Below are 26,077 nucleotides of genomic sequence, written 5' to 3'. Positions count from 1 at the left end.
CGTTTCCGGCAGCCCGCTCCTGATTTACACGCCTGTTGCCGGGATCCCGGTGCGCTCCACCGGGCGCGGCGCCGTCAGTTCCTTCCAGGTCGACAGCGCCTTGTTCACCGATGCGTTGGCCTCCCGCGAGACGAACTTGCCGTGGCCCTCCTGGCACTTGATTTCACCGTCATGCACCGCCACATGGCCGCGGGTCAGGGTAAAGCGCGGCAGGCCCTTCACCTCATGCCCCTCGAACACATTGTAGTCGATCGCGGACTGCTGACTATCCGCCGAAATCGTCTTGCGTTTCTCCGGGTCCCAGACCACCAGGTCGGCATCGGCACCCACCAGAACCGCGCCCTTTTTCGGATAGCAATTCAGGATCTTGGCGATGTTGGTAGAAGTGACGGCCACAAACTCATTCGGGGTCAGGCGGCCGGTTCCCACACCATGTGTCCACAGCATCGGCATCCGGTCTTCCAGGCCGCCGGTGCCGTTCGGGATCTTGGTGAAGTCCCCCACGCCGGTACGCTTCTGCTCTGTGGTAAAGGCGCAGTGATCGGTGGCCACAACCGACAGCGAGCCCGACTGCAGACCGGCCCAGAGGCTGTCCTGATGCTGCTTGTTGCGGAACGGCGGTGACATCACCCGGCGGGCGGCGTGGTCCCAGTCCTTGTTGAAATATTCGCTCTCATCCAGGGTCAGATGCTGGATCAAGGGCTCGCCCCAGACCCGCTTGCCCTGCATCCGGGCACGGCGGATCGCCTCGTGGCTTTCCTCGCAGGAGGTATGCACGACATACAGCGGCACGCCCGCCATATCGGCAATCATGATGGCGCGGTTGGTCGCCTCACCCTCCACCTGCGGCGGGCGGGAATAGGCGTGCGCTTCAGGGCCTGTGTTGCCCTCAGCCAGCAGCTTGGCCTGCAACTCCGCCACAACGTCGCCGTTCTCGGCATGCACCATGGCAATGCCGCCCAGTTCCGACAGGCGTTTGAACGAGGCATACAGCTCGTCATCATTCACCATCAGCGCGCCTTTGTAGGCCATGAAATGCTTGAAGGTGTTGATGCCGCGCTCCTGGATCACAGTCTTGATGTCATCAAAGACCTGCTCACCCCACCAGGTCACCGCCATGTGGAAGGAGTAGTCGCAGTTGGCGCGGGTCGACTTGTTGTCCCAGCGTTTCAGCGCGTCCAGCAGGCTCTCGCCCGGGTTGGGCAGCGCAAAATCCACCACCATGGTGGTGCCGCCCGCGAGGCCCGCGCGGGTACCGGACTCAAAGTCGTCCGAGCTGTAAGTGCCCATAAAGGGCATCTCCAAGTGAGTATGCGGGTCAATCCCGCCAGGCATCACATAACAGCCGGTGGCGTCCAGCTCCTCGTCGCCTTTCAGGTTCGGGCCGATCTGGGTGATCACCCCGTTTTCGATCAGCACATCCGCTTTGTAGGTCAGATCGGCGGTCACGATGGTGCCGTTTCTGATAACTTTATTCATGGTTGCAACTCCCTGAAGCGGGGCGTATTTTCACGCCTCCAATTATTCTTGAAGAACAAGCTCCCTTGTTCATCTGGCCGGAAAGTATCCCGGGGGAGCGGCCCAAGGGGCCGCGGGGGGCAGCGCCCCTTACTCAACGATCTCCGCCGTCTCCACCACCGCGTGGAACAGCACATTGGCGCCCGCCTCGGCCCAGTCCTTGCTGATCTCCTCGGCCTCGTTGTGGCTGAGGCCATCAACACAGGGGCACATCACCATGGCGGTCGGCGCCACACGGTTGATCCAGCAGGCGTCGTGGCCCGCGCCAGAGATGATATCAAGGTGCGAATACCCCAGCCGCTCCGCCGCGTTGCGCACCGCAGTCACGCACCCCTCGTCAAAGGCTACGGGGTCAAAGCCGCCGACCTTCTCGAACTCGATCTCCACCCCCATTGTCTCGGCGATCCCGGTGCCTTTCTCGCGCAAGCGGTTTTCCATGTCAGTGATCACGTCCAGTTCCGGGCTGCGGAAATCGACAGTGAAGACCACCTTGCCCGGGATCACATTGCGCGAGTTCGGATAGACGTCGATATGGCCCGCCGCGCCCACCGCATGGGGAGCATGGCTCCAGGCGATTGCGTCCACTTCCTCCAGGATCCGCGCCATCGCCAGGCCCGCATTGCGGCGCATCGGCATCGGGGTGGAGCCGGTGTGTGCGTCCTTGCCGGTGATCGTCACCTGGGTCCAGCTCAGGCCCTGGCCGTGGGTCACGACGCCGATGTCCTTGCCCTCTGACTCCAGGATCGGTCCCTGTTCGATGTGCAGTTCAAAGAAGGCGTGCATCTTGCGGGCGCCGGTTTCCTCCTCGCCGCGCCAGCCGATCCGCTTCAGCTCGTCACCGAACTTCTTGCCCTCGGCATCTTCCCGGTCATAGGCCCAGTCCTGGGTATGCACACCGGCAAACACGCCCGACGACAGCATCGCCGGCGCATAGCGGGTACCCTCCTCATTGGTGAAGTTTGTGGCCACGATCGGGTGCTTGGTCTTGATATTCATGTCGTTGAGCGAGCGGATCAGCTCCAGCCCCGCCAGCACCCCCAGCACCCCGTCATATTTACCGCCGGTGGGCTGGGTATCGAGGTGCGAGCCGACATAGACCGGCAGCGCATCCGGGTCGGTGCCCGCGCGCATTGCAAACATGTTGCCCATCTGGTCGAGCCCCATGGTGCAGCCCGCCTCCTCGCACCACTTCTGAAACAGCGCGCGGCCCTCGCCGTCCTCGTCCGTCAGCGTCTGGCGGTTGTTGCCGCCTGCAACGCCGGGGCCGATCTTGGCCATCTCCATCAGGCTGTCCCACAGCCTGTCACCATTGATATTCAGATTCTGTCCAAGCGACGTCATCAAGAGCTTCCTTCCCTGAGCGCCCGTCTTTGCGGGCTTTCCGGCTTGGCGCCGTGTTAGGTGGCTTTGAATGCTGGCCGTTTATCAAGCCGGCCTGTTCGCAGTCCGGACATTGATTTGACCAACTGGTCAAACTCACGCTATCACGGGTTCACCACCAGTCAAGAAATTGCCGCAGGACCCTTGCAAAAAACGGCCCCTTTGCCGGAAACAGGTGAAATTCCGTGCTTTCGCCGGCCCAAGGCGGCAAAACCAGACAAGGACGACCATGCCCGCAGACCGCGCGCCCACCCGCATTCAGAAAAAGAATCGCGCCGCCATCCTTGAGGCGGCGCTGGACGTGTTTTCCAGCCACGGATTCCGCGGCTCCACCGTGGACCAGATCGCCAAGGCGGCCGGGCTGTCGAAACCGAACCTGCTCTATTACTTCCCCTCCAAGGAAGCGATTTTCAACGAGCTGATGACAGGGCTGCTGGACACCTGGCTGGATCCGTTGCGCAGCCTGAACCCTGAGGGTGAGCCGCTGGAGGAAATTCTCGCCTATGTGCAGCGCAAGCTGCAGATGAGCCGTGATTTCCCGCGCGAAAGCCGGCTTTATGCCAATGAGATCGTGCAGGGGGCACCGCGGCTGCGCGAGGTGATCGCCACCGACCTCAAGGTGCTGGTGGAGGAAAAGACGCAGCTGCTGCAGGAGTGGATGGATGCCGGACGGATCAACCGGGCGCATCCTAAGCATCTGCTGTTTTCGATATGGTCGCTGACCCAGCATTACGCGGATTTCGACGCCCAAGTGCGCATGCTGATGGGGGAAGAAGACCCGTTTGACGCCGCGCCAGATTATCTGGAAACCCTGTACCGCCGGATGCTTACGCCCGAAAGCTGAGTCGAAAAAGGCGGCCCCTGCAGACCGCCTTTTCCTCTTGCTCCAAATTTCCCAACCGAAGGCACGCGCCCTGCATAGGGCGCCTTTTCCTTACTCCGCCGCAGTGGCCGACGGATTGTTCGGATGCGTGGTCCAGTTGGCGTATTCGTCTGAGACCACCTCACCGGTGCGTTCGTCGATCTGTCCCGCCGGAACTTCTTCCATGGTGATGCAGCCCTCCACCGGGCAGACATTCACACAGAGGTTGCAGGCGACGCATTCGTCGTCCTTGACCGTGAAAACACGGTCCTCGCTCATCGCAATCGCCTGGTGCGAGGTGTCCTCGCAGGCGGCATAGCAGCGGCCGCATTTAATGCAATCGTCCTGGCTGATCTTTGCCTTGGTGACATAGTTCAGGTCCAGATACTGCCAGTCGGTCACATTCGGCACCGCCATGCCGATGAAGTCCTGAGTGGAGGTGTAGCCCTTCTCATCCATCCAGTTCGAGAGGCCCGAGATCATCTCCTTCACCACGTTGAAGCCATAAGTCATCGCAGCGGTGCAGACCTGCACGTTGCCTGCGCCCAACGCCATGAACTCTGCTGCGTCGCGCCAGGTGGTGACGCCGCCGATGGCGGAAATCGGCAGGCCGCGGGTTTGGGCGTCGCGGGCGATTTCAGCGACCATGTTCAGCGCAATCGGCTTCACCGCCGGACCGCAATAGCCGCCGTGGGTGCCCTTGCCGCCGATGGTCGGCTCCGGCGCCATGCTGTCGAGGTCCACCGAGGTGATAGAGTTGATGGTGTTGATCAGGCTGACCGCATCGGCGTTGCCCGCATTGGCCGCGCGGGCCGGGTGGCGGATGTCGGTGATGTTCGGTGTCAGCTTCACGATCACCGGCTTGGAGTAGTATTTCTTGCACCACTCGGTGACCATCTGGATGTATTCCGGCACCTGCCCCACGGCAGAACCCATACCGCGTTCGGCCATGCCATGCGGGCAGCCGAAGTTCAGCTCGATCCCGTCGGCGCCGGTAGCCTCCACCTGCGGCAGGATGTCTTTCCAGGCCTGCTCCTCGCAGGGCACCATGATTGATACGATCACGGCACGGTCCGGGTAGTCTTTCTTGACCCGGGTGATTTCCTCCAGGTTGGTCTGCAACGGCCGGTCAGTAATCAGCTCAATGTTGTTGAGCCCCAACAGGCGGCGGTCGGCGCCCCAGATCGCGCCATAGCGCGGGCCGTTCACGTTGACCACCGGCGGGCCTTCGGAGCCGAGGGTTTTCCAGACCACGCCGCCCCACCCGGCCTCAAAGGCGCGGCGGACGTTGTATTCCTTGTCGGTCGGCGGCGCAGAGGCCAGCCAGAACGGGTTGGGGGATTTGATCCCCAGAAATTCTGTTGTCAGATCAGCCATTTGATCTCTCCTCTTAAGGCTAGCTCAGCGCAACGGACTGCGCTGGAGCTGGCTCAGCCCATCAGGCTGGAGTGAATGTCCATTGCCGCGTCGCGGCCCTCAGCCACGGCAGTCACGGTAAGGTCCTCGCCGCCCGAGGCGCAGTCGCCCCCGGCCCAGACGCCTGCGACAGAGGTGCGCCCGCTGGCGTCGACCTTGATCTTGCGGCCTTCCAGCGCCAGCGCATCGGGCTGGCCTTCCAAGGTCTGGCCGATCGCCTTGAACACTTGATCCGCGGCCAAGCGCACGGTCTCGCCAGTGCCGGAGACCTTGCCGTCCGTGACCTGAGTATACTCCAATTCGATCTCGGCCGCTGCGCCGTTGCCGTGCACCGCAACCGGCATCACGTTGAACATCAGCTTGACGCCTTTAGAGGCCGCCAGATCCTGTTCGAACCGGCTTGCGCCCATCTCCTCGCGGCTGCGGCGGTAGGCGATGGTGACGTTTTCGGCACCCAGCAGCTTCGACTGCACAGCGGCATCAACCGCGGTCATGCCGCCGCCGATCACCACCACATTGCGGCCCACCGGCAGCGCCGTCAGGTCGTCGGCCTGGCGCAGCTCAGCGATGAACTCCACCGCGTCGCGGACACCCTCCATATCCTCACCCGGCGCACGCAGGGCATTGACCCCGGCCAGGCCGATGGAGAGGAACACCGCGTCATAAGCCTGCTTCAGCGCATCAAGCGACAGGTCCTCGCCCAGCTTCTTGCCGTAATCCATAGTGATGCCGCCGATCTGCAGCAGCCAGTCGACCTCGCGCTGCGCAAAGTCGTTGGTGGTCTTATACGCTGCAATCCCGAATTCGTTGAGCCCGCCAGCCTTGGTCTTGGCGTCATAGACCACCACGTTATGGCCCAGCATGGCCAGCCGGTGCGCCGCAGACAGGCCCGCAGGACCCGCCCCCACCACGGCCACCTTCTTGCCGGTGGCGGCAGCGCGGGTGAAGGGATGCTCGTCCTTTTCCATCAGCGTGTCGGTGGCATAACGCTGCAGGCGGCCGATCTCGACCGGCTTGCCCTCTGCCGTTTCGCGCACGCAGACCTCTTCACAAAGGGTTTCGGTCGGGCAGACCCGGGCGCACATGCCGCCCAGGATGTTCTGCTCCAGAATGGTGCGGGCCGCGCTTTCCGGGTGGCCTGCCTGGATCTCCCGGATGAATTGGGGGATGTCGATGCTGGTCGGACAGGCCGTCATGCAGGGCGCGTCGTAGCAGAAATAGCAGCGGTCGGCTGCCACGGCGGCCTCATGCGCGTCATAGGGCGGGTGCAAGTCCGAGAAATTCTCAGCGATCCCGGCAGCGTCAAGCCGCGCCGCCTGAATACCGGATGCCTGATGGCTGGTCGCCATTGGGTGTCTCCCTGATTTTCTGTTGTTCTGAATATCAGAGTGCCACAGTCTCATTTTTTATCAACTGGTAAAATTTTTGAGAGCCGCAAAAATTATGCCGCCCCTAGCCGGAGCGGCATGCAAGAACATGATTCCAAATTAAAAAGAACCGGTGCCTATTTAGCGGACATTTGTGCAAGGTGACCACTTTTCATCCAGACCTTGGCGCCATCCGGGCCGGTTACGGCGTCAAACCGGCTGCCGGGCGGCAGGCGCAGCCAGTCCCAGCGGGAGAATTGCTCGCCGCTTTCGCTGTAGCTGCCCTCGACCACAAAGACCTCCAGCCCGCCGGGTGCGTCCAGGCTGACTTCCTGATCGGGAGCCCAGGTTTGCAGCGTCACCGTCTCAACCGCATCCTGAAACAGCTGCTGCTGCGCGGCGCCGTCATCGGTGCGGATTTTGACCTCGGTGCGGTCTGCGGGGTCGAACTGATGCAGCTTAACCAGGATTACCGCGCCCTCTGCCGCGGCGGGCGTGTGGCTGGTGGTGGGCGGGTTGCGGACATAGGAGCCTGCGGGGAAATCGCCATGCTCGTCCTGAAACACGCCGTCCAGCACCAGAAACTCCTCGCCGCCGTCGTGCACATGCGGGTCAAACGCCGACCCCGGCGCAAAGCGGACGATGGTGGTGGCGCGGGCAACTTCCTCGCCGATACGGTCAAGCATCTTGCGCTCTACGCCCGGTGCCGGGCTGGGCACCCAGGGCGTGTCCTCGAAATGCACCGCGGCGCGTTTGGTGAAGTCGGCATTGATACGCATGTCTCTCTCCCCTGACTGCGCCAAGCAATGTGGCCGCTGACCCAAGCAGAGGGAAGAGTGCTCACGAAACCGTGCTTAATCCGAAGGCTTAGCCGGGCAGCACGGCGGTGGCTTCGATCTCAACCTTGGCCTCATCCTCAACCAGCGCGGACACGACAACCATGGTCATCGCCGGGAAGTGATAGCCCATCACCGCGCGGTAGGCCTTGCCGACCTCTGCCTGGTGGGCAAGGTATTCCGCCTTGTCAGTCACGAACCAGGTCAGCCGGGTGATGTCCTGGGCGGTGCCGCCCGCGGCCTCGACCACTTCCAGGATGTTGCGCAGCGCCTGGCTCATCTGGCCGATGAAATCCTGCGCCTCAAACACCTGATCAGCAGTCCAGCCGATCTGGCCGCCGACAAACAGCTGCTTGCCCTCTGCAATCATGCCGTTGGCATAGCCTTTGGCGGGCTTCCACCCTTCGGGATGCACACTGATGGCCGGCATGGGGGGCTCCTTTGCTGATAACGCCTGCTGCTGACAATAGCGCCGCAGCGGGATTTATTTCAAGCTTAAAACTTATAAGCCTGAAGCAACCCCGAATTGCCGCCTGGTTCGTGCCCGGGTCAGATGCTCATCTTCTTGAAAACGCCTTCCGGAATGTTGCGGATGATCAGCATGATCAGCCGCCAGACAGGCCGCACATAAACGACGCTTTTCTGCTTGGCAGTGGCATCGGTAATGGCGCGGGCGACCTCCTCGGGCTGGGCTGTCAGCTTTTCCGGCAGGTCCATGCCCTCGGTCATTTGCGTGGCGACAAAGCCCGGCAGCACAGTGACCACATGCACGCCCTTGCGGGCCAGCCGGTTGCGCAAACCGGACAGAAAGGCGGTGAAGCCGGCCTTGGCGGAGCCATAGACATAATTGGTGGCGCGGCCGCGGTCTCCGGCGACCGAGCTGATCCCGACCAGCGTGCCGGAGCCGCGCTGTTCGAACCGGCTGGCCAGAACCGCCAGAATGCTGGCTGGGCCTTCGAAATTGCTGCGCAGCACTTGAACCGCGGCGGCGGGGCTGTTTTCGCTTTCGCCCTGCTCCCCCATGAAGCCGATGGCGGAGACGGCAATGCCCGGCAGCTCCGGCAGAGCATCGGCAAAGCGTTCGTGATCCTCCAGCTCCAAGGCGTCGAATTCATGCAAGGTGACCGGCACGCTGTGGCGCAGCTCCAGGTCGGTCTTCCGGGTTTCCAGACTGCCCGCATTGCGGGCGGCCAGCTGCACCGGGTGGCCTTGCGCGGCATAGGCGTGGGCCACCGCCAGGCCGATGTCGGACCGGGCGCCAAGGATCAGAACGGGGGATTTGGTCATAGCGAGAGCCTTTGCGACTGGGCGGACTGAAAGGAGGGGTGCAGCCCGGACATTTGCCGCATCCCGGCGTACTCTGCGGCCCTGGGGTCGGCGGCGCGCAGCGTGTCCCGGCTCATCCGGCTGTCCTTGGCCAGATAAAAGCGGCCGCCGTGGGCAATGGTGATGCGGTCGAGGTCCTGCATCAGCTGCAGGCTGCGGCGGTTGACCGGGAAGTCCAGCGCCAGCGTGTAGCCCTCCATCGGGAAGGAGAACGGGCTGTCCTGCGGCCCCAGCCGTTTGAGCACCGCCAGGAAGGACCCCTGCCCGGCGGCAGAGATTGCCTTGAGCAAGGCACGCAAGCCTGCCCGCGCGCTATCCAGCGGCAGCACGCATTGAAACTGGGCAAAGCCCTTGCGCCCGTAGATCCGGTTCCAGCCCAAGAGCGCATCAAGCGGAAAGAAGAAGCTGTCATAACCGGTGATCTGCCGCCCGGCCTTGCGCGCCCCGGCCCAGTAATAGGCGGCATTGAAGGCGCGAACACTGAAGCGGTTTAGGGCAAAGGACGGAAACACCGGCGGTACAGTGCGTCTGCTGGCGCGAGGAATGGCAAAGGGCTGCGCCGCCTGGTCATAGCTCAAGTCCTGCAGCCCGGCATGTTCCCCCAGCATGACCAGGGACCGGCCCAGCTTGTCCCCGCCCGCCAGACAGTCGATCCAGGCCACGGAATAGGTCGCATCGGCGGAGCGTTCGAAGATTTCGATGGCCGCGTCGAGGTTTGCAGCCGGTGTTGTCTGTTGCCGGATCCAGGCGGAGGGTACACGCCGCAGGCGGATGGCGGCGCGCAGGATCACGCCTGTGAGCCCCATGCCGCCCGCAGTCCAGTTGAACAGTTCGCTGTTCTCCCGGGCAGAACAGCGGCGGACCGTTCCGTCCGGCCCCATCACCTCGACCCAGTCCAGGCAGCTGCGGAAACTGCCGTCCTTGTGGTGGTTCTTGCCATGCACATCCGCGGCAATCGCGCCGCCCAGGGTCACGAACTTGGTGCCCGGCATCACCGCCGGGAACCAGCCGCGTGGCAGGAAGGCAGAGATGACATCGCCCAGCAGCACGCCGCCTTCTGCCACCAGCAGGCCAGTCGTGGCATCGAAGGAAATCATCTTGTTGAAATGGCGCATATGCAGGGTGGTCGGGACGCCAACCGCGCTGTCGCCATAGGCGCGGCCATTGCCGCGGGCGATGACGGAGGGGCTTTCGGTGATCAGCCGTTTCAGCTCAGCTTCGCTGCGCGGCGCAAGCAGCTGCGCCTGCGACACCGGGTAGTTTCCCCAGCCGGAAAGCCCCCTCATTCCGCCTCCGCCGCGCGGCGAGTGAAAACGAATTGCCGGTCAAGCTGGTATTTCACCATGTAACCGACCACCAGCCCCAGGACCGCCCCGGCCTCGCGCGCCGCATCGGTGCCAAAGGTGAGCCAGAACAGCGTCTCGGTGATCCAGAACACTGCCGTGGTCGCCACGCCCATCAGCGAATACAGCAGGAATGTCCGGCCCTGGTGTTTCAGGCCGCCCTGCTGGTCAAAAAAGATCCAGCGCTTGTCGAGCAGGTATTTGACCACCAGCCCGGCCAAGGTGCCTGCAGCCATCGCGGCAGTGAAAAATACGCCGGTCTCCCCCAGCTGCAACACCGCGCGCTGGGTGGCGAGGTTGACCGCAGTGGCAGCCGCCGCAAAGGCGGTGTAGCGGACCAGGAGCTGTTGCAGGGTCATATCGCGCTGCTCCAGACCGCAAAGGACAGGGCGATCAGGAAGCACAGCTGGCTGCCGCGGTCGCGCGCCGCATAGACCACCGGGTCGTCCTGCATCTGCCCCCGGTGGGCCAGCATCACCGTATTGGTGATCCAATAGAGCAGCACACAGCAGATCCCCCACAACCCCTGCGGCGTGGTATAAAGCGCGGCCACAGCAGGCGAGTTGAGGTAGAGCGCCAGAACCAGCACTGAGACATAACCCGCAGCGATGGCGATCATCGAGATCACCGGCAGATCGTTCACGTGGTAGCCGCGCCCCTTGGCGGTCAGCTGCTGGCGCTTGGCACTGTCGACCAGCTCTGCCTGCCGTTTCACCGCGGCTAGCGAGAAGAAGAAAAAGATCGAAAACGCCAGCAGCCATACCGACAGCGAAATCCCCGTGGCGGCGGCGCCTGCCGCGATGCGGATAGTGTAAAGCCCGGCCAGCAGGCAGATGTCCATCACGATCAACCGCTTGAAATGCAACGAATAAGCCGTTGTCATCGCGTAATAAAGCAGGATGATCCCAACAAACAGCAGGCCCAGCGGCAGCGCCGCCGCCAAACCGCCCAGAAACAGCGCCGCCGCCATCCAGCTGCCGTGCTCAATCGGGATGCGGCCCGCGGCAAAGGGCCGGAACCGCTTGCGCGGATGGGCGCGGTCGGCGTTGAGGTCCAAAAGGTCATTCACCACATAGACGCTGGAGGCAATCAGGCTAAACGACAGGAAGGCCAGCAACGATTGCACCAGGGTGGTCAGGTCCAGTTGATGCGCGGCCAGCATCGGCAGGAAGACCAGGATGTTCTTCAGCCACTGGTGCGGCCGCAGCGCCTTGATATACGCGGCCAGCGCGGGCTCCGCCGTTTCCAGATGTTCGGTGTCGGAGGCGGCTTGCTCTGCCTTCCGGCGCAGCGCCGGGGCGGCATTCACGGTGACGGCCTTGGCCGCCAGCTGCCAGACCGGCAGGTCGGCAGCGGAATCTCCCATATAGGCAAAGCCGCCCGCCCCGAACCGGCTTTGCAGGAAGTCCGCCTTGACCGGGCCTTTGAGGTTTTCGGTGCCGCTGGAGCCATGCACCTCGTCAAACAGGTCCAGATGGCCGGCGATCTGATCGGCGATGGACTGGTCGCTGGCGGTGACCAGCGCGGTCTGGCCGCCCCGCTGCCGCCAGTCCCGGACATACGCCATCACCGCCGGATCATAAGGCAGGCTGGCCGCGTCAATGCGCGAGGTTCCAGCCAGGTGCCGCTTCAGCGCCGCCCGGCCGTTCAGCAGCGCAACCGCCGCTGAAAAGGGGCTTTTCCAGTCGCGCCCGAAGGAAGACCAGAAGCTTTCATACAGAATGTTGCTGCGCAGCAGGGTGCCATCCAGGTCGACGGCAAGCACGCCGGGCTGCCCGGCCGGAAGCGAAGAATTTTTCGTCAAATGAAGTCAACCGGAAGATGGTTTTGGTCCCTGCCCCGCTTGTACCAGCGGCTCCGCTTGTTGGCTAGGTGCCAACTGGGCCGCGCCGGGGCGCCTGTTGCAGCGTTGCCTGCGCCGGGGCCGCTGTCCGGTCGGGGGAATTTCCTACACGACAAGGTTCTAGTATGACGGGAAAAACATTTGAGGTCCGGCACATGACAACTCCCCCGCACGTTCCCGGCGCGTCGCCCAGGCCGGTTTCGCTGCTGCGCGAAACCGCTGTTTTCACTCTTGCCGCAGCGGCGGCCGTGCTGGTGAGCAGAGCGCTGGCAGCGTTGCTGCTGGAGATCCGCCCCGATCCGGTTCACCTGTCCGGGGCGTACCAGCATCTGCCGGTGCAGCAGCTGGAGGACGGGTTGCTGGACGCGCTGATGACCCTGCACTCGCAGCCGCCGTTCTGGAACTTTCTGCTGGGACTGGCCGCCAAGGCCTGCAAGGTGCAGGAGGCCTGCATGATCCAGCTGATCTGGAGCAGCCACCTGCTGCTGACGATTGTGACCGCAGCCAGCATGTTTGCTGCCCTGCGCCTGCTGACCCCGTCGCTGCGGATGGCCTGGCTGCTGCCACTGGCCTATGTGCTGTCACCGGCAGTGTTTTACTACGAGAACTTCATCCTCTATGCCCATTTCACCTCAGCGCTTTTTGCCCTGTCCTGCCTCTTTGTCCTGCTGCTGCTGAAAACGCGCCGCACGCTGTATTTCCTGTTGTTCTGCACCTGTCTGGCGATCCTGTCGCTGACCTGGACACTGTTTCACCCGATCTACATCCTGCTGGTCGGCGGCCTGGTGCTGTACAAGGCCGGCGCAGGCCCCGCCCGCGCCGCCATCCTGGCCCTGACGCTGGCGGTATCGCTGCTGCCGTCGGTCAAAAACAAAGCGGTTTTCGGCATCTTCAGTTCCGGCAGCTGGCTGGGCCTGAATGTCTCGCAAGTGGCGCCGGAGCGGATCGAGGGCTGTTCCTTCAAGATCTTCGCCGAAACCCACGGGCTGATCGGCCAGCATACCGGCAGCGCCCTGAACGATCCGCGGATGATCGAATATTCCAAAATCTGCCTGAAGAAGTCCTTGCAGGTGATTTCCGCCAGCCCCCTGCAGTATGCCGCCGGCGTGGTGGTGCGCGCCTTCACCAGCCTGTCGCTGTGGCCGAACGAATACTTTTTTCCGCCGCTGAACTGGGACCGTTTCCCCAAACTGCCCGACACCAAGCGGGTGCTGACCGAAGACAACAAGATCGTGATCGACCCCAGCCTGTCGCGGTTCCTGACGCTGGCGCTGAACCTGTTTGCGCTGATCGCACTGGCGGAGCTTGCCCGCCGGGACAGTGATCCGGCGCGCCGGGCGTTTTTTCAGGTGATGCTGCTGTCGGCAGTGCTGTTCCTCGGCGTTGCACACGCGGTGAACGGGCCGGAGCAGGAGCGTATGCGCTACACGCTGCACCCGCTGTTCTGGGGGCTTTATGCCGTGGTGCTGCTGGAGGCGGGCCGGCGCCTTAGGCGGCTGAGCGGACGCGCCGGGGCTGATAACCTGCCATCACCGGGCAGCTCGCACTAGGCTTCTGTGACCTCAATGCAAAACTGGCGCCGGGGGCACTGCTGCCCGCCCGGCGCCAGCAAATTCCCTGGCAGGGCCGAAACCCCGCGCGGCTCACATGCCCAGGGCTTCCTTGTACATTTCCAGCACCGCCTCTTCTTCGGCGATGTCGTTTTCGTCTCGCTTGCGCAGGGCGATGATCTTGCGCATCACCTTGGTGTCGTAGCCGCGCCCCTTGGCTTCGGCCATCACCTCTTTCTGCTGCTCGGCGATCGTCTTTTTCTCTTCGTCCAGACGTTCGAACCGCTCGATAAACTGGCGCAGTTCGCCAGCGGTCACACGGTAGTTTTCGCTTTTTTCGTCTTCGGTGATATCCATCTGCGGCTCCGTCGGCACATGCTGTCAGTTGCTGTCGGAGCAAGGGGATAGCGTCCCGCCCGCCGCGCCGCAAGAAGGGAAAGCTGCAGAGCTGCGCGAAGCGGCAAAAACCGGCGCCCGCGCCTGCGCGGCTTGCGCGCGCTGCGCGGATCGGCTAGGCGCGGCGGAGCGTAAAACCCTGCAGGAGCACACCAATGTTCGATCTCATCGTCTGGGCCGGAGCCGCCTTGTCCGTTGCAGGGCTGCTGGGGCTGGTCTGGTGCATCATCAAGGTCGCACGCGCCCGCCGTCAAAACCTGGATGATGACGCGCTGCGTGCTGTGGTGCAATCTGTGCTGCCCTATAATCTGGGCGCCCTGCTGCTGTCGGTACTGGGCCTGATGCTGGTGATGGTGGGTATTTTCCTGGGCTGACTCCCAGGAAGGGTTTGCCGGCCCTGCAGGACCGGCAGGCCGTCAGACGGGCATGTTATCGAACATCTCTTCCACCGCCTCTTCGCACAACGCGGCCTCAAGACGGCGGAAGCGGCGCGGCACCTCAGCCCCCTTCTTGCGCATGTGATCCAGCAGCCGGATGAATTCGGGGCGCATCGCCAGCCGGGCGGCACCTGTTTCTTTCTGAATTCTGGTTTCCAGCTGTTCGACGGTGTGAAACAGATCTTCCATTGTCATGAGCAGTCCTCCCTACGTCCTGCGATTGTGACAGTATTTCGCAACAGGAGTACGAAATCCCGCGGAATGTGGCCACCGTGCCGCAAATTTACGCATTTTTATCGGCAGGCTGCCGCTTATGCGGCTTTACTTGGCGCCCGGCGACGCTAGCGCGGCACAGCTTCACCCGCCTTGACTCAAATCAGACGGCTGCGATGATTTACCTGCACCCGCGGGTTTGAACTCCGGCGGCCTTGAAACACATTCTCAAATCAATATATGAATTCCCATAAGCCAGGGAGACCGACAGATGACCCCCGCCGTCAAAGCCTTTTTCGACGAAGCCACCAACACCGTGTCTTACGTAGTGCGCGAGCGCCAAGGCGCGGCCTGCGCCATCATCGACTCGGTCCTGGATTTTGATCACGCGGCCGGGCGCACCAGCACCGAATCCGCCGACGCAATCGCCGCCTGGGTCAAGGCAGAGGGGCTGCGGGTGGAGTGGATCCTGGAAAGCCATGTCCATGCCGACCATCTGTCTGCCGCGCCCTATCTGCAGGAACAGCTGGGGGGCAAAATCGGCATTGGCGACCGGATCACCGTGGTCCAGGACACCTTTGGCAAGATCTTCAACGAAGGCACCGAATTCCAGCGCGATGGCAGCCAGTTCGACCGGCTGTTCCGCGAAGGCGACAGCTTCATGATCGGCCAGCTGCGCGGCGAGGTGCTGCACACGCCCGGCCACACGCCCGCCTGCCTCACCTATGTGATCGGTGACGCGGCTTTTGTCGGCGATACGCTGTTCATGCCCGATTTCGGCACCGCCCGCTGCGACTTTCCCGGCGGGTCTTCTGCCGATCTATTCAACTCGATCCAGAAAATCCTGGCGCTGCCGGACGAGACCCGGATCTTCGTCGGCCATGACTACAAGGCGCCGGGCCGCGACGATTATGCCTGGGAAACCACCGTGGGCGAGCAGAAGGCGCTGAACGTGCATGTGGGCGCGGGCCGCAGCATCGAAGAATTCGTCGAAATGCGCGACGCCCGCGACGCAACGCTGGGGATGCCGCGGCTGATCCTGCCGTCGCTGCAGGTGAACATGCGCGCAGGCCAGATGCCGGAGCCGGATAACCAGGGCGATGTGTTCCTGAAAATCCCGGTGAACAAGATCTGACCGGACACACAGGGAAAGACCAAGGAAATATAATGGAAGCAGACTGGATTTGGGGACTGGGCGGCGGCCTGCTGATCGGGCTTGGCGGCGCAGTTTACCTGCTTGGCAACGGCCGGATCATGGGGGCCAGCGGCATCCTGGGCGGGCTGCTGGACGGCAGCGGCCGCAACACCGCGGCTGAGCGGACCGCCTTCATCGCCGGGGTGATTGCCATGCCGCTGCTGATCGGGCTGCTGACCGGCGGCACCCCCGATACCCATGTCACCAGCAATGCGGCGGTTCTGGTCCTTGCAGGGTTGCTGGTGGGTATCGGCACGCGGGTTGCCAACGGCTGCACTTCCGGCCACGGGGTCTGCGGTATTTCCCGCCTGTCCCTGCGCGGGATTGCGGCCACCGCCGTTTTCATGCTGGCAGGCGTCCTTACTCTGGCGGTGCTGCGCCAGCTTCTGGGGGTGATCTGATGCTGCGGATTTTTCTGGCACTGGCCGCAGGCAGCCTGTTCGGGGCTGGTCTGATGCTGTCGGGGATGACTGACACCGCCAAGGTGCAGGGGTTCCTGGATATCTTTGGCAATTGGGATCCCACGCTGGCCTTCGTGATGGGCGGTGCGCTGCTGCCGATGGCGCTCGCCTGGCGGCTGACCGAAGGGCGCAAACCGGCTGCCGGCGGCAGCTTCCCTTCGCCACCCTCAGCCGAGCTGGACCGGCGGCTTCTCCTTGGATCGGTGCTGTTCGGCATCGGCTGGGGTCTGGTGGGCCTTTGCCCCGGCCCGGCGATGGCCTCGCTCAGCTACAACAGCTGGCAGGGCGCGTTGTTCCTGGCCGCTATGGCCTGCGGCATGTTGGCCGCCCCAAGGGTCAGCCGGCATCTGGACCGGAGCGCCGCAAACGCGTAAGGACTCGGCCCATGGATGCACGCGTAATCACCCCCCGCTATTCGGTCTCGCCGCAGATCTCGGCTGAGGACCTGCCTGCCATTGCCGCCGCCGGCTATAAAATGGTGATCTGCAACCGCCCGGACGAGGAAGTGCCGCCCAGCCATCAGGCGGACGCGATCCGTTCCGCGGCGGAGGCCGCCGGTCTGCGGTTCGAGGTCCTGCCCCTGACCCACCAGACCATGACACCGGAAAACGTGGCGTTGCAGCGGGAGCTGTATGAGGGCAGCGAAGGCCCGGTGCTGGCCTACTGCGCCTCCGGCACGCGCTGTTCGGTTGTCTGGGCCCTGGGCCAAGCCAGCGACATGAGCGCGGATGACATTCTTCAAAAAACCGCGACGGCGGGCTACCAGCTGGATGGGCTGCGCCCGGCGCTGGCCTCCCTGGCAAGCCGCTGAGGTCTTGACTGCAAGGGTGCCTGTCCTGGCCGGGCAGGCAATCCAAACCCTTGGCAGCCGCCTCCAGAGACGGGGTTCCACAGGAAGCAAAGCGTGACTTGAAAGCAACCTGTTGACCGCGCTGAGGCCAACGGGTGGCCAAGTTCTTTCGGAGCTGCGCAGACTGCGACTTAATCAGGTGTTTTCAAGCCTGCTGTCAGCCGTTTTCCGTTAGCGCGCTGTCCAGTCCGGCCAGCTGCGAGATTTCTGCCGCCGCGTCATCAGCTTCGAAATCGCCGAGACCTGCGGCAGGCAAGTCAGGCAGATCCGGCAAATCGGGAAGATCCGGCAGCCCGCCGTCCAGACCATCCATGCCCAGTCCGCCATCGCCGTCGAGTCCGGACAGATCCAAGCCATCCAGCCCGCTGTCCATACCGCCCATGCCGCCGCCATCCAGCGCCGGCGCTGCTTCCAGCGCGGGCAGACCGCCATCATCCATCGGGTCCTGCAGCCCCTGGTCGGCAATACCCATGCCAAGCGCCGGCGGGGCGTCCGGCATCGCATCCATGCCGCCCCCGTCGGAAAAGGCCATTCCGTCGCCACTGCCATCGCCGGCCGGTCTGGATCCGGGCTGGTTCAGACGGACCGCACGGGATCCGTTCATCTGCCCCAGCCGTCCCTGTGCCACCGGCTTGCCACCGATGCTCAGCAGGTCGGTTTCATAAAGGAAAGCCTGATCCAACGGCAGTGTGTCGCCAACCTTGAGGCCGGCAAAGTCGCGCAGCGGCACCCGCATCTTGCACAGAACCGCGGTCAGCTCGGCGCGGATCGAATCGAGGTTGCGGCCCAAAGACGGACCCTGGGCACCGCTGCCCTGGCCTTCCTGCAGCTCCTCCGCAGTGGGCTCCGGCAGGATCAGTTTCATAACCCCCTGCATGGCGCCGCAGGCCAGATCCAGCGTCAGCTCGATCACCCGGTAATCCTCAGCCTCCATCCCCAGCACCAGGCTGCGCACGTTCTCAACCTGCGCGCCAAAGCGGTAGCCGGAGAAGATGGCCTGATCCGCGTGGCCGTCCAGCATCGACATAACCTTGGCAAAGGTACGCTCCAGAAACTCGGCGGTCATTGCAGCATCGGTGGGGGTGTAAAGCCGTTCGTCCGGCGCCTTGCCGATCACCGCACCGATGGTCTGCTGCTGGATCAGCGCAGTCACTGTGGCCGCGTCCATGCTGGCCGCACCCATCCGGCCGTTGGGGCAGTCCAGCACCACCAGCAGGTCTTTGTCTGACAGATGCTGGGCAAGATCCTCTGAGATCCGGTTGCACTGCCGGGCCGCCAGCACTGCCATCGGCAGCTCACACAGATCCGCGGCCGCGCGCGCAACGGAACGGCGCAACGCTTTCAGCGTCAAGGAGCTGTTGATTGCCCCTGCGCCTTCCTTGGTTGCTGCCAGCTTGCGTGCAAGCACACTCTGCTTACCGCTGCCCGCCTGTGCTGCTTCTGTCTCAGACATAGGCTGTTCAACCTGCCCCATACGCGTCCCGTTTCCCCGGTTTTACCCGAAAGGAGGTTAACAACTCCTGTACCTCACAGCAGGTTACGCCGCCTTTTCGCCTGCAGCGGGTAAGGAAACCCGGAAAGCGCCGCCGCTATGTCCCGGCAAGTAGCAGATATCGCCGCCGAGCCGCTGCATGACCTCGCGGCAGATTGCCAGGCCAAGCCCCGCCCCGCCCGCGCGCTCGGGGCTGACGCGGGAGAACTTCTCGAAAATCATTTGCTGGAAATCCGCGGGCACGCCGCTGCCGTTATCCGTGAAGTCGATGTGCAGCTGGCCGCCGGATACAGTGGTGGCAATGGTCAGCTCAGGTTCTTCCGCGTCGCAGTATTTCTGGGCATTGGCGATCAGGTTTATGAACACCTGCGCCAGCCGGTCGAGGTCCGAGGAAATGCGGTACGCCTCCGCCTTGGGGCTGCGATTCACTTGCAGCGGCCGGTCCGACCCCGCCAGCGCCGCGGCAACCGCATGGTCCAGCACCTCCGGCAGGGTTCCCGCCGTCATGTTGAGGCTCACCTGGCCGTTCTCCAGCACGCTGAGGTCCAGGAGGTCGTTCAGCAACCGGGTCAGCCGCAGCGTCTCGTCATGGATGATCCCGGCATAGTGGCGCTGGTCCTGCGGGCTCAGCTGGCCGTCATCGCGCAGGATTTCCGAAAAGGCCCGAATCGAGGTCATCGGCGTGCGCAGCTCGTGACTCACCTGGCTGAGAAAGGCGTCCTTCTGTTCAGAAAGCTGGGTGAGCTTTTCGTTTGTTTCCCGCAGCTTGCGCGCCGTTGCTGTCAACTCTGCCGACTGCGCCTCAAGGCGGCTGGAATACTCCAGCATCTGCGCTGTCTCATCCGCCACCGCCAGCAGATCCTGCACCGAGACCGAGGAGCCGCCGACGATCTGTCCAATCATCGCATGCGCCGCCGCGGCGCCGATGGAGGCGCTGAGCTCGCGTTCCAGCCGCTCCAGGAAGGCAGGCGTCGGCTCCGGCAGCGGGCCGCGGCCGCCCTGGCGCAGCCGCTCGCGCTGGAAGAACGCCTGCGCCTCCTGCGCGCCGAGGATCCGCTGCGACATGATCATCAGGTCTTCGGATTGCGCGACCGAGCCGGTCCAGCCGCGTGGGCCGGCGGAATGGTCGAAGACATTGACGAATTGCGCCCCCTGCAGCCTCTCCAGCGGGCTGGGGAAGCTCATCAGCGACACAAGGCAGAAGGCCAAGGCATTGAGGCTCATCGACCACATCACCGCGTGAACCGTCGGGTCCAGGCCCTCAATTCCGAACAGCGCCTCCGGGCGAAGCCAGGCAAGGCCAAAGAGGCCGTCGCGCAAAATGTGCTCCGGCAGCAGCCCGCCACCGAGCGCGGGCAGCAGCATGGTGTAGAGCCAGATGGCAAAACCCACGGTGAGCCCGGCCAGGGCGCCAGAGCGGGTGGCGCCGCGCCAGAACAGCCCGCCGACGAGTGCGGGCAGGATCTGTGCCACCCCGGCAAAGGAGATCAGGCCGATGGCCGCCAGCGCCGCGGCGCCGCCGGACAGGTGATAGTAGAAATACCCCAGCGCCATTATCACCGCGATCGACACCCGGCGGGAGAACAGCACCACGTCGCGCACATCGCCCGAGACCGAGGCGCGGCGGCTTTGCAGCCGCAGCCAGACCGGCATCACGATATGGTTTGACACCATCGTGGACAGCGCCATAGCTGCCACGATCACCATCGACGTCGCGGAGGAGAACCCGCCCAGGAACGACAGCACCGCCAGCCCCTGCTGCCCCTGCTGCAGGGGAACCGTAAGCACAAACATGTCCGGGTTGGCCCCCGCGGGCAGCAGCTCCAGCCCGACGACGGCAATCGGCACCACGAACATCGAAATCAGCAGCAGGTAGGCCGGGAAGGCCCAGGAAGCAATGCGCAGGTGGCGCTCGTCCTCATTCTCGACCACCATCACTTGGAACATCCTTGGCAGGCAGACAAAGGCGGCAGCGGCCAGGAAGGTGATGGTCGCCCAGCGGCTGCCGTCCACGTTCCACTGGCCGATCTGCGAGGCATCAATGCGCTGCAGCGTTCCGCCGACGCCGCCCGCCACGCCCCAGACCACAAACACGCCTACTGCCAGCAGCGCCGCCAGCTTGACGATTGCCTCCAGCGCAATGGCGGTCACCACCCCGTGGTGGCGCTCGTTGGCGTTGAGGTTGCGGGTGCCGAACAGGATTGCAAACACTGCCAGCCCGGCGGCCACCCAGAACACGGTCGAGGTCTCGTTGTAGCCGCGCAGCGGATCGGCCTCGGCAAAGATGGCAAAGGACAGGGTAACCGATTGCAACTGCAGCGAGATATAGGGGGTGACGCCGATCACCGCGAGGATGGTCACCCCGGTGGCCAGCAGGTTCGACTTGCCATAGCGCGAAGATATCAGGTCGGCGATGGAGGTGATGCGCTGGCTGCGCCCGATCCGCACCAGCTTGCGCAGGCCCCACCACCAGCCGATCATCACCAGCGAAGGGCCAAGGTAGATGGTCACAAACTCCAGCCCCGAGCGCGCCGCATAGCCGACCGCACCGTAAAAGGTCCAGGCGGTGCAGTAGACCGACAGCGACAGCGTGTAGATCAGCGGCGAGCGCATCCACGCTGCACTGCGGCCGCGGGTGGCCATCCGGTCGGCCCAGAAGGCGATGAAGAACAGAAAGGCCACATAGGCAAGGCAGACAAAGGCCAGCACATTCAGGGAAGCCATCAGCCGTTCTCCCCGCCTTCGGGCCTGTCTTCGGACCTGTCATCGGGCCGGTCACCGGGCAGCTCTGCCCCGTCCGGCCCGCCGCCGGTCCAGTGGTCGGCCCACCGCTGCACCGTCAGGCTGAAGGCGACACAGGCGCCGATCAGCCCGATCCAGACCGCAAACACATAGATGATGGCCGACGACATGCTGACCCCATCCCGTGCCGCCGGATGAGTCGAGGCTTCGGGCCAGAGCAGCGGCAGCGCCAGCAGCAGCACCCCCAGCACCGGCAGCAGCCGGGCGATGTCCATCAGGCGGCGGCGGCGGTAGGTCTGGCGCTCCGCGCGGGTGCCCGTTTGCTCTCTGGGGCCGCCGTCCCGGGTCATCCCTGCCCGGCCTGGGCGTGCAGGTCGCGCACTGCGGTCAGCACCTCGGCATTGGAAAAGGGTTTTGTCATGAAGCGGCTGACGCCCGCTTTTTCGGCCATCTCGCGGTCCCGCATCTGGCCGCGGGCGGTCAGCATCAGCACCGGCAGTTTCTGCATCGCAGCCTCGGCGCGCAGTTCGCGGACGATCTCCAGCCCGCTTTTACCGGGCAGCATCAGATCGAGAATCACCAGATCCGGATTGGCATCCCGGATCACCTCCACTGCGGTGGCGCCATCGGTATGGGCATCCACGCTCCACCCGTCGCGGATCAGCAGAAACCGGATGGCCTCGGTGATATTCGGCTCATCTTCGATCAGTACAACATGCCTGCCCATCAGCAGAATTTCCTCCCGGCGCTCCCTGCCGGCCAGGCCGGTGCGGGCACGCATTCCTTTTTGCGCAGGTTAGCCCCGCGGCCCTGCGGCTGTCAAAACTCTTCCTTCAGGATCGACGGCTCGCGCCGGGCCGGACAGCCCTGGCGCGGGCAGATCCGGCAGCTGGCTCCGACCGGCTGCGGGTCCTGCGCCTCCTGCCCGTCCGGAAGGATCAGCATCACCGCACGGTACAGGGGATCGGCTCCGAAATCCGGCATCTGCAACGGCCAGGCCACCGCCATGCAGTCAAAGGCGGCGGCATTGCGCCCCTGCTGCACCACATTGCGCCGCACCGGCACATGCGGCCGCACCAGCGCGGTGTACAGCGGCCACAGCGGGCAGGACGCTCCGAACCGCGGCATGGCAAAGCCGGTGACCGGTTTGCGGAACAACAGGGTGCCGGAGGCATCGCAGATCACCAGCCCGGCTTCCCGCCCCAGCACGTCCTCGGGCAGCGCTGCCAGCCGCCGCAGCACCGCTGGCAGCTCGCAGCCGAAATGCTGCGCCAGCGCCACCGGGTCCAGCCCGCCGGAACGGATCTCCCGCGCTATTGCCGGCAGCGGCATGGCTCGGGCATCCGCCTGATATTGCTCCAGCGCGGAGCGGGCCAGGCTGCGGGCGGCTTCGCTGACCAGCTCCGGAGCGTCTTGCACCAGATCCTGCGGCGCCGCGGTGCCTTCCTCCAGCTCCGGAAAATGGAAGCCGCTGGCCTGCAGGAAGGCCTCGGCCTCCTCCTGCGGCATGCCGCGGCGGTCCTCGCCGGTGTCGCCCTCATCCAGAAAGCTGACCAGCGCCCGGCTGCTTTCCGACAGGCGCAGCGAATCCTCATTAAGGTTCTTGTGGAAGCGGTCGCGCCATTCCGGCTCCAATTCGCCGGTTTCCGCCAGGATCGACGCGGTGGAGCGGATCGCCGCTGCGGTTGACAGCACCTCATGCACCGAGGCCGCCAGGTTCGGGTCATGGGTCAGCCGGTCTGAGAGTGTCTCAACCGTGCGCTCCAGCGTGGCGATGCGGCGGTGACCGGACGCCAGCACCTCGGCCCAGCCCGGGAAGCGGCCGGCGAATTCATCCACCCGGTCCAGCTCTGCCACCGGCACGCCGCTGTCCGCCGCCGCCTCCCGCAGGGTGGAGATCAGCGCAGCCTCCGCCCCTTCGCTCAGCATCGAGGGTTCGACCCCCAAAACCCCGGCAATATCCACCAGCAGCTTGCCGCCGATTCTGCGCCGGTTGTGCTCGATCAGGTTGAGATAAGAGGCTGAAATCCCTGCTTCCCGCGCCAATTCAGCCTGACGCACCCCAAGGATGAGCCTGCGCTCGCGGATCCGGCTGCCAGTGAGGGTGTCGCGTGCCATTCAGGCTGGCCTCCCAAAACACTTCCAATTCAATGGCTTTCTGCAACGCAATATAAGTTTGTTTACAGAACGCCACGAAATATTGTTCATTTATTTACAGAATTTTCAAGCTGCAAAAGGGTTTTATTGCTTGGGTTTACATGACGCTCTCATACTGATTTTGCACGCAAAGTGCTGGTACCGCGCAGAAGTGAGGAGCTGCAAGGCACCAATCATATTAGGGAGGAATACATGTCTAAATTTGACGTTTCGCGCCGTGGTCTCATCAAGACCGGCGCAATCGCAGGCGCCGGTGTGGCGCTGCCAACCATCTTCACCGCCTCTTCCGCAGCCGCCTTTACCAACGAACCAACCGGCAGCACCGTCACTCTGGGCTTCAACGTGCCGCAAACCGGCCCCTATGCCGACGAAGGCGCCGACGAGCTGCGCGCCTATGAGCTGGCGGTCGAGCACCTGAACGGCGGCGGCGACGGCGGCATGATGAACACCTTCAGCTCCAAGGCGCTGCAGGGCAACGGTATCCTGGGCAAGAAGGTGGAATACGTGACCGGCGACACCCAGACCAAATCCGACGCCGCCCGCGCCTCTGCCAAGTCGATGATCGAAAAGGACGGCGCGGTGATGATCACCGGCGGCTCCTCCTCCGGCGTTGCCATCGCCGTGCAGGGTCTCTGCCAGGAGGCAGGCGTGATCTTCATGGCTGGCCTCACCCATTCCAACGACACCACCGGCAAGGACAAGAAGGCCAACGGCTTCCGCCATTTCTTCAACGGCTATATGTCGGGCGCGGCGCTGGCGCCGGTGCTGAAGAACCTCTATGGCACCGACCGCACCGCCTATCACCTGACCGCGGACTACACCTGGGGCTGGACCCAGGAAGAATCGATCGCCGCGGCCACCGAGGCCTTGGGCTGGCAGACCGTGAACAAGGTCCGCACCCCGCTGGCAGCCACCGACTTCTCCTCCTATATCGCGCCGGTTCTGAACTCGGGCGCCGACGTGCTGGTGCTGAACCACTATGGCGGAAACATGGTGAACTCGCTGACCAACGCGGTGCAGTTCGGCCTGCGCGAAAAGGTCGTCAACGGCAAGAACTTCGAAATCGTGGTGCCGCTCTACTCCCGCCTGATGGCGAAGGGCGCCGGCGAAAACGTGAAGGGCATTCACGGCTCCACCAACTGGCACTGGACACTGCAGGATGAAGGCTCCAAGGCCTTTGTGAAGTCCTTCGGCACGAAATACGGCTTCCCGCCGAGCCAGGCCGCGCACACCTGCTATGTGCAGACCCTGCTTTATGCGGACGCGGTCGAGCGCGCAGGCAGCTTCAACCCCTGTGCGGTTGTGGAAGCGCTGGAGGGCTATGAGTTCGACGGTCTGGGCAACGGTCCGACCCTCTACCGCGCCGAAGACCACCAGTGCTTCAAGGATGTCCTGGTGGTGCGCGGCAAAGAGAACCCGACCTCGGAATTCGACCTGCTGGAAGTTGTCGAGGTCACTCCGCGGGCACAGGTGGAATACGCCCCCGATCACCCGATGTTCGCTGGCGGCAACCTGGGCGCCTGCAACCCGGGCGCATAAGCCAGCCGCAGGGCACCGGAATTTTCTGAAAAATTCCGGGCCGGAGTCCGAGCCGGACTCCGGCTGCCCCAACCGGCCCGTCCGCTCCCCCGCCGGACGGGCCATCCCTGACCTGACGAACGGTGGGACCCATGGACGCCATTCTCCTGCAAATCCTGAACGGGCTCGACAAGGGCTCGGCCTATGCGCTGATCGCGCTGGGATTGACACTTATTTTCGGCACGCTGGGCGTGGTGAACTTTGCCCATGGGGCCCTGTTCATGATCGGCGCCTTCTGCGCCGTCACCCTGCAGCGCATTCTGAACCTCAGCTTTGAAGTGGTCGACGAGACCCAGACAGACTTCCTCGGCAACCCGCTGAAGGTGAAGACCCCCTATGTCGAGGCCTGGTTCGGCCCCGAGTTCGGCGGTGCCATCATCGACTGGGCGGTTCCGCTGGCGATCCTCTTTGCGATCCCGATCATGATCGGCGTCGGCTATGTGATGGAGCGCGGGCTGATCAAGCATTTCTACAAGCGCCCCCATGCAGACCAGATCCTGGTGACCTTCGGCCTCGCCATCGTGCTGCAGGAAGTGGTCAAGTATTTCTACGGCGCCAACCCGATCCAGACCCCGGCGCCGGACGCGCTGAACGGGGTGATGAACCTGGGCGCCGTGATCGGCATGGACATCATCTATCCGGTCTGGCGCGTTGTCTATTTCTTCTTTGCGGTGCTGATCATCGGCGGCATCTTCAGCTTCCTGCAGTTCACCACCTTCGGCATGGTGGTGCGGGCCGGTATGGCCGACCGCGAGACCGTGGGCCTTCTGGGCATCAACATCGACCGCCGCTTTACCATCATGTTCGGCATCGCCGCCGCGGTCGCCGGCCTGGCCGGCGTCATGTACACGCCGATCAACTCGCCCAACTATCACATGGGCATGGACTTCCTGGTCCTCAGCTTCGTGGTGGTGGTCGTCGGCGGCATGGGCTCCCTGCCCGGCGCGGTGCTGGCTGGCTTCCTGCTGGGTGTTCTGGAGAGCTTTGCCTCGATGAATGAGATCAAGTCTCTGATCCCCGGCATCGACCAGATCATCATCTATGTGGTCGCAATCATCATTCTGCTGACCCGCCCGCGGGGCCTGATGGGCCGCAAAGGCGTGATGGAGGACTAA

Annotated in this window: 26 protein-coding genes; 9 read left to right on the top strand and 17 right to left on the bottom strand. The window is 63.7% G+C overall.

From position 1 onward, the window contains the following. Positions 1–24: 24 nt before the first annotated feature. Positions 25–1,479 carry a dihydropyrimidinase gene (gene hydA / locus ACTRWG_RS04550; RefSeq protein ID WP_027237931.1) on the bottom strand — a complete coding sequence of 485 codons (1,455 nt, stop codon included), beginning with the start codon at positions 1,477–1,479 and terminating at the stop codon, positions 25–27. Positions 1,480–1,608: 129 nt separating this feature from the next. After that, positions 1,609–2,859, bottom strand: a complete 1,251-nt coding sequence (locus ACTRWG_RS04545; RefSeq protein ID WP_027237932.1) for a Zn-dependent hydrolase — start codon at positions 2,857–2,859, stop codon at positions 1,609–1,611. A 268-nt stretch (positions 2,860–3,127) separates the two neighbouring features. On the opposite strand from ACTRWG_RS04545, the gene ACTRWG_RS04540 reads away from it, so the two are divergent. Further along, the gene (locus ACTRWG_RS04540; RefSeq protein WP_027237933.1) at positions 3,128–3,742 is read left to right on the top strand and encodes a TetR family transcriptional regulator C-terminal domain-containing protein; all 615 of its coding nucleotides are present in this window, start codon (positions 3,128–3,130) and stop codon (positions 3,740–3,742) included. A gap of 90 nt (positions 3,743–3,832) precedes the next feature. On the opposite strand, the gene preA is transcribed toward ACTRWG_RS04540, so the two are convergent. From preA to ACTRWG_RS04500, 8 genes are all read right to left on the bottom strand, one after another. Continuing rightward, positions 3,833–5,137: an NAD-dependent dihydropyrimidine dehydrogenase subunit PreA gene (gene preA, locus ACTRWG_RS04535; protein WP_027237934.1), complete on the bottom strand. Its 1,305-nt coding sequence runs from the start codon at positions 5,135–5,137 to the stop codon at positions 3,833–3,835. A 53-nt stretch (positions 5,138–5,190) separates the two neighbouring features. Then, complete coding sequence (locus ACTRWG_RS04530; protein ID WP_027237935.1) at positions 5,191–6,525, bottom strand: NAD(P)-dependent oxidoreductase; 1,335 nt, start codon at positions 6,523–6,525, stop codon at positions 5,191–5,193. Positions 6,526–6,680: 155 nt separating this feature from the next. Then, complete coding sequence (locus tag ACTRWG_RS04525; RefSeq protein ID WP_027237936.1) at positions 6,681–7,322, bottom strand: cupin domain-containing protein; 642 nt, start codon at positions 7,320–7,322, stop codon at positions 6,681–6,683. An 88-nt stretch (positions 7,323–7,410) separates the two neighbouring features. Next, entirely contained in the window at positions 7,411–7,809 is a 399-nt protein-coding gene (locus ACTRWG_RS04520; RefSeq protein WP_027237937.1) for a RidA family protein, read from the bottom strand. 119 nt (positions 7,810–7,928) lie between these two features. Further along, positions 7,929–8,666 (bottom strand): SDR family oxidoreductase, encoded by a 738-nt coding sequence (locus ACTRWG_RS04515; RefSeq protein WP_462829035.1) that lies wholly within the window; start codon positions 8,664–8,666, stop codon positions 7,929–7,931. Further along, on the bottom strand, positions 8,663–9,991 hold the full coding sequence (locus ACTRWG_RS04510; RefSeq protein WP_462829034.1) for an FAD-binding oxidoreductase: 1,329 nt from the start codon (positions 9,989–9,991) through the stop codon (positions 8,663–8,665). The genes ACTRWG_RS04515 and ACTRWG_RS04510 overlap by 4 nt, the downstream gene beginning before the upstream one ends. Beyond that, positions 9,988–10,407, bottom strand: coding sequence for a GtrA family protein (locus ACTRWG_RS04505; protein ID WP_027237940.1), 420 nt, complete (start codon positions 10,405–10,407; stop codon positions 9,988–9,990). Before ACTRWG_RS04505 ends, ACTRWG_RS04510 begins: the two co-directional genes overlap by 4 nt. Then, a complete protein-coding gene (locus ACTRWG_RS04500) occupies positions 10,404–11,813 on the bottom strand; it encodes a UbiA family prenyltransferase (protein ID WP_027237941.1) in 1,410 nt (469 codons plus the stop codon). Before ACTRWG_RS04500 ends, ACTRWG_RS04505 begins: the two co-directional genes overlap by 4 nt. Before the next feature lie 233 nt (positions 11,814–12,046). Between ACTRWG_RS04500 and ACTRWG_RS04495 the strand changes: the two genes are divergently transcribed. Beyond that, positions 12,047–13,441 (top strand): hypothetical protein, encoded by a 1,395-nt coding sequence (locus tag ACTRWG_RS04495; RefSeq protein WP_462829033.1) that lies wholly within the window; start codon positions 12,047–12,049, stop codon positions 13,439–13,441. A gap of 93 nt (positions 13,442–13,534) precedes the next feature. Here ACTRWG_RS04495 and ACTRWG_RS04490 read toward each other — a convergent pair whose 3' ends face one another. Beyond that, positions 13,535–13,798 (bottom strand): DUF2312 domain-containing protein, encoded by a 264-nt coding sequence (locus ACTRWG_RS04490; RefSeq protein ID WP_008553759.1) that lies wholly within the window; start codon positions 13,796–13,798, stop codon positions 13,535–13,537. 194 nt (positions 13,799–13,992) lie between these two features. On the opposite strand from ACTRWG_RS04490, the gene ACTRWG_RS04485 reads away from it, so the two are divergent. Further along, positions 13,993–14,211: a hypothetical protein gene (locus ACTRWG_RS04485; protein WP_027237943.1), complete on the top strand. Its 219-nt coding sequence runs from the start codon at positions 13,993–13,995 to the stop codon at positions 14,209–14,211. Between the two features lie 42 nt (positions 14,212–14,253). Here ACTRWG_RS04485 and ACTRWG_RS04480 read toward each other — a convergent pair whose 3' ends face one another. Continuing rightward, a complete protein-coding gene (locus tag ACTRWG_RS04480) occupies positions 14,254–14,469 on the bottom strand; it encodes a hypothetical protein (RefSeq protein WP_008556452.1) in 216 nt (71 codons plus the stop codon). Between the two features lie 289 nt (positions 14,470–14,758). Between ACTRWG_RS04480 and ACTRWG_RS04475 the strand changes: the two genes are divergently transcribed. Genes ACTRWG_RS04475 through ACTRWG_RS04460 form a run of 4 tightly spaced genes read left to right on the top strand, consistent with a single transcriptional unit; the run spans position 14,759 to position 16,954 of the window. After that, complete coding sequence (locus ACTRWG_RS04475; RefSeq protein WP_027237944.1) at positions 14,759–15,622, top strand: MBL fold metallo-hydrolase; 864 nt, start codon at positions 14,759–14,761, stop codon at positions 15,620–15,622. A gap of 32 nt (positions 15,623–15,654) precedes the next feature. After that, positions 15,655–16,083 (top strand): YeeE/YedE family protein, encoded by a 429-nt coding sequence (locus ACTRWG_RS04470; RefSeq protein WP_027237945.1) that lies wholly within the window; start codon positions 15,655–15,657, stop codon positions 16,081–16,083. After that, a complete protein-coding gene (locus tag ACTRWG_RS04465) occupies positions 16,083–16,517 on the top strand; it encodes a DUF6691 family protein (protein ID WP_209320224.1) in 435 nt (144 codons plus the stop codon). Before ACTRWG_RS04470 ends, ACTRWG_RS04465 begins: the two co-directional genes overlap by 1 nt. A gap of 11 nt (positions 16,518–16,528) precedes the next feature. Further along, a complete protein-coding gene (locus tag ACTRWG_RS04460) occupies positions 16,529–16,954 on the top strand; it encodes a protein tyrosine phosphatase family protein (RefSeq protein WP_027237947.1) in 426 nt (141 codons plus the stop codon). Positions 16,955–17,150: 196 nt separating this feature from the next. On the opposite strand, the gene ACTRWG_RS04455 is transcribed toward ACTRWG_RS04460, so the two are convergent. From ACTRWG_RS04455 to ACTRWG_RS04435, 5 genes are all read right to left on the bottom strand, one after another. After that, positions 17,151–18,446: a FliM/FliN family flagellar motor switch protein gene (locus ACTRWG_RS04455; RefSeq protein WP_027237948.1), complete on the bottom strand. Its 1,296-nt coding sequence runs from the start codon at positions 18,444–18,446 to the stop codon at positions 17,151–17,153. 84 nt (positions 18,447–18,530) lie between these two features. Beyond that, positions 18,531–21,209, bottom strand: coding sequence for an ATP-binding protein (locus ACTRWG_RS04450; protein ID WP_027237949.1), 2,679 nt, complete (start codon positions 21,207–21,209; stop codon positions 18,531–18,533). Next, a complete protein-coding gene (locus tag ACTRWG_RS04445) occupies positions 21,209–21,577 on the bottom strand; it encodes a hypothetical protein (protein WP_051357886.1) in 369 nt (122 codons plus the stop codon). Before ACTRWG_RS04445 ends, ACTRWG_RS04450 begins: the two co-directional genes overlap by 1 nt. Further along, complete coding sequence (locus ACTRWG_RS04440; RefSeq protein WP_027237950.1) at positions 21,574–21,954, bottom strand: response regulator transcription factor; 381 nt, start codon at positions 21,952–21,954, stop codon at positions 21,574–21,576. The genes ACTRWG_RS04445 and ACTRWG_RS04440 overlap by 4 nt, the downstream gene beginning before the upstream one ends. A gap of 92 nt (positions 21,955–22,046) precedes the next feature. Further along, positions 22,047–23,345, bottom strand: a complete 1,299-nt coding sequence (locus ACTRWG_RS04435; RefSeq protein ID WP_462829032.1) for a short-chain fatty acyl-CoA regulator family protein — start codon at positions 23,343–23,345, stop codon at positions 22,047–22,049. A 231-nt stretch (positions 23,346–23,576) separates the two neighbouring features. Between ACTRWG_RS04435 and ACTRWG_RS04430 the strand changes: the two genes are divergently transcribed. Next, a complete protein-coding gene (locus ACTRWG_RS04430; RefSeq protein ID WP_027237952.1) occupies positions 23,577–24,923 on the top strand; it encodes a substrate-binding protein in 1,347 nt (448 codons plus the stop codon). Between the two features lie 131 nt (positions 24,924–25,054). Beyond that, on the top strand, positions 25,055–26,077 hold the full coding sequence (locus ACTRWG_RS04425) for a branched-chain amino acid ABC transporter permease (protein ID WP_027237953.1): 1,023 nt from the start codon (positions 25,055–25,057) through the stop codon (positions 26,075–26,077).

It is taken from the genome of Leisingera sp. G5_S3_59_S7, assembly GCF_054968485.1.
This window is presented reverse-complemented; position numbering and strand designations above follow the sequence as displayed.

What these genes read in the sequence shown, in the direction of transcription:
- hydA (WP_027237931.1), bottom strand. Translation starts at nt 1,479, where the DNA reads ATGAATAAAGTTATCAGAAACGGCACCATCGTGACCGCCGATCTGACC.
- ACTRWG_RS04545 (WP_027237932.1), bottom strand. Translation starts at nt 2,859, where the DNA reads ATGACGTCGCTTGGACAGAATCTGAATATCAATGGTGACAGGCTGTGG.
- ACTRWG_RS04540 (WP_027237933.1), top strand. Translation starts at nt 3,128, where the DNA reads ATGCCCGCAGACCGCGCGCCCACCCGCATTCAGAAAAAGAATCGCGCC.
- preA (WP_027237934.1), bottom strand. Translation starts at nt 5,137, where the DNA reads ATGGCTGATCTGACAACAGAATTTCTGGGGATCAAATCCCCCAACCCG.
- ACTRWG_RS04530 (WP_027237935.1), bottom strand. Translation starts at nt 6,525, where the DNA reads ATGGCGACCAGCCATCAGGCATCCGGTATTCAGGCGGCGCGGCTTGAC.
- ACTRWG_RS04525 (WP_027237936.1), bottom strand. Translation starts at nt 7,322, where the DNA reads ATGCGTATCAATGCCGACTTCACCAAACGCGCCGCGGTGCATTTCGAG.
- ACTRWG_RS04520 (WP_027237937.1), bottom strand. Translation starts at nt 7,809, where the DNA reads ATGCCGGCCATCAGTGTGCATCCCGAAGGGTGGAAGCCCGCCAAAGGC.
- ACTRWG_RS04515 (WP_462829035.1), bottom strand. Translation starts at nt 8,666, where the DNA reads ATGACCAAATCCCCCGTTCTGATCCTTGGCGCCCGGTCCGACATCGGC.
- ACTRWG_RS04510 (WP_462829034.1), bottom strand. Translation starts at nt 9,991, where the DNA reads ATGAGGGGGCTTTCCGGCTGGGGAAACTACCCGGTGTCGCAGGCGCAG.
- ACTRWG_RS04505 (WP_027237940.1), bottom strand. Translation starts at nt 10,407, where the DNA reads ATGACCCTGCAACAGCTCCTGGTCCGCTACACCGCCTTTGCGGCGGCT.
- ACTRWG_RS04495 (WP_462829033.1), top strand. Translation starts at nt 12,047, where the DNA reads ATGACAACTCCCCCGCACGTTCCCGGCGCGTCGCCCAGGCCGGTTTCG.
- ACTRWG_RS04490 (WP_008553759.1), bottom strand. Translation starts at nt 13,798, where the DNA reads ATGGATATCACCGAAGACGAAAAAAGCGAAAACTACCGTGTGACCGCT.
- ACTRWG_RS04485 (WP_027237943.1), top strand. Translation starts at nt 13,993, where the DNA reads ATGTTCGATCTCATCGTCTGGGCCGGAGCCGCCTTGTCCGTTGCAGGG.
- ACTRWG_RS04480 (WP_008556452.1), bottom strand. Translation starts at nt 14,469, where the DNA reads ATGACAATGGAAGATCTGTTTCACACCGTCGAACAGCTGGAAACCAGA.
- ACTRWG_RS04475 (WP_027237944.1), top strand. Translation starts at nt 14,759, where the DNA reads ATGACCCCCGCCGTCAAAGCCTTTTTCGACGAAGCCACCAACACCGTG.
- ACTRWG_RS04470 (WP_027237945.1), top strand. Translation starts at nt 15,655, where the DNA reads ATGGAAGCAGACTGGATTTGGGGACTGGGCGGCGGCCTGCTGATCGGG.
- ACTRWG_RS04465 (WP_209320224.1), top strand. Translation starts at nt 16,083, where the DNA reads ATGCTGCGGATTTTTCTGGCACTGGCCGCAGGCAGCCTGTTCGGGGCT.
- ACTRWG_RS04460 (WP_027237947.1), top strand. Translation starts at nt 16,529, where the DNA reads ATGGATGCACGCGTAATCACCCCCCGCTATTCGGTCTCGCCGCAGATC.
- ACTRWG_RS04455 (WP_027237948.1), bottom strand. Translation starts at nt 18,446, where the DNA reads ATGTCTGAGACAGAAGCAGCACAGGCGGGCAGCGGTAAGCAGAGTGTG.
- ACTRWG_RS04450 (WP_027237949.1), bottom strand. Translation starts at nt 21,209, where the DNA reads ATGGCTTCCCTGAATGTGCTGGCCTTTGTCTGCCTTGCCTATGTGGCC.
- ACTRWG_RS04445 (WP_051357886.1), bottom strand. Translation starts at nt 21,577, where the DNA reads ATGACCCGGGACGGCGGCCCCAGAGAGCAAACGGGCACCCGCGCGGAG.
- ACTRWG_RS04440 (WP_027237950.1), bottom strand. Translation starts at nt 21,954, where the DNA reads ATGGGCAGGCATGTTGTACTGATCGAAGATGAGCCGAATATCACCGAG.
- ACTRWG_RS04435 (WP_462829032.1), bottom strand. Translation starts at nt 23,345, where the DNA reads ATGGCACGCGACACCCTCACTGGCAGCCGGATCCGCGAGCGCAGGCTC.
- ACTRWG_RS04430 (WP_027237952.1), top strand. Translation starts at nt 23,577, where the DNA reads ATGTCTAAATTTGACGTTTCGCGCCGTGGTCTCATCAAGACCGGCGCA.
- ACTRWG_RS04425 (WP_027237953.1), top strand. Translation starts at nt 25,055, where the DNA reads ATGGACGCCATTCTCCTGCAAATCCTGAACGGGCTCGACAAGGGCTCG.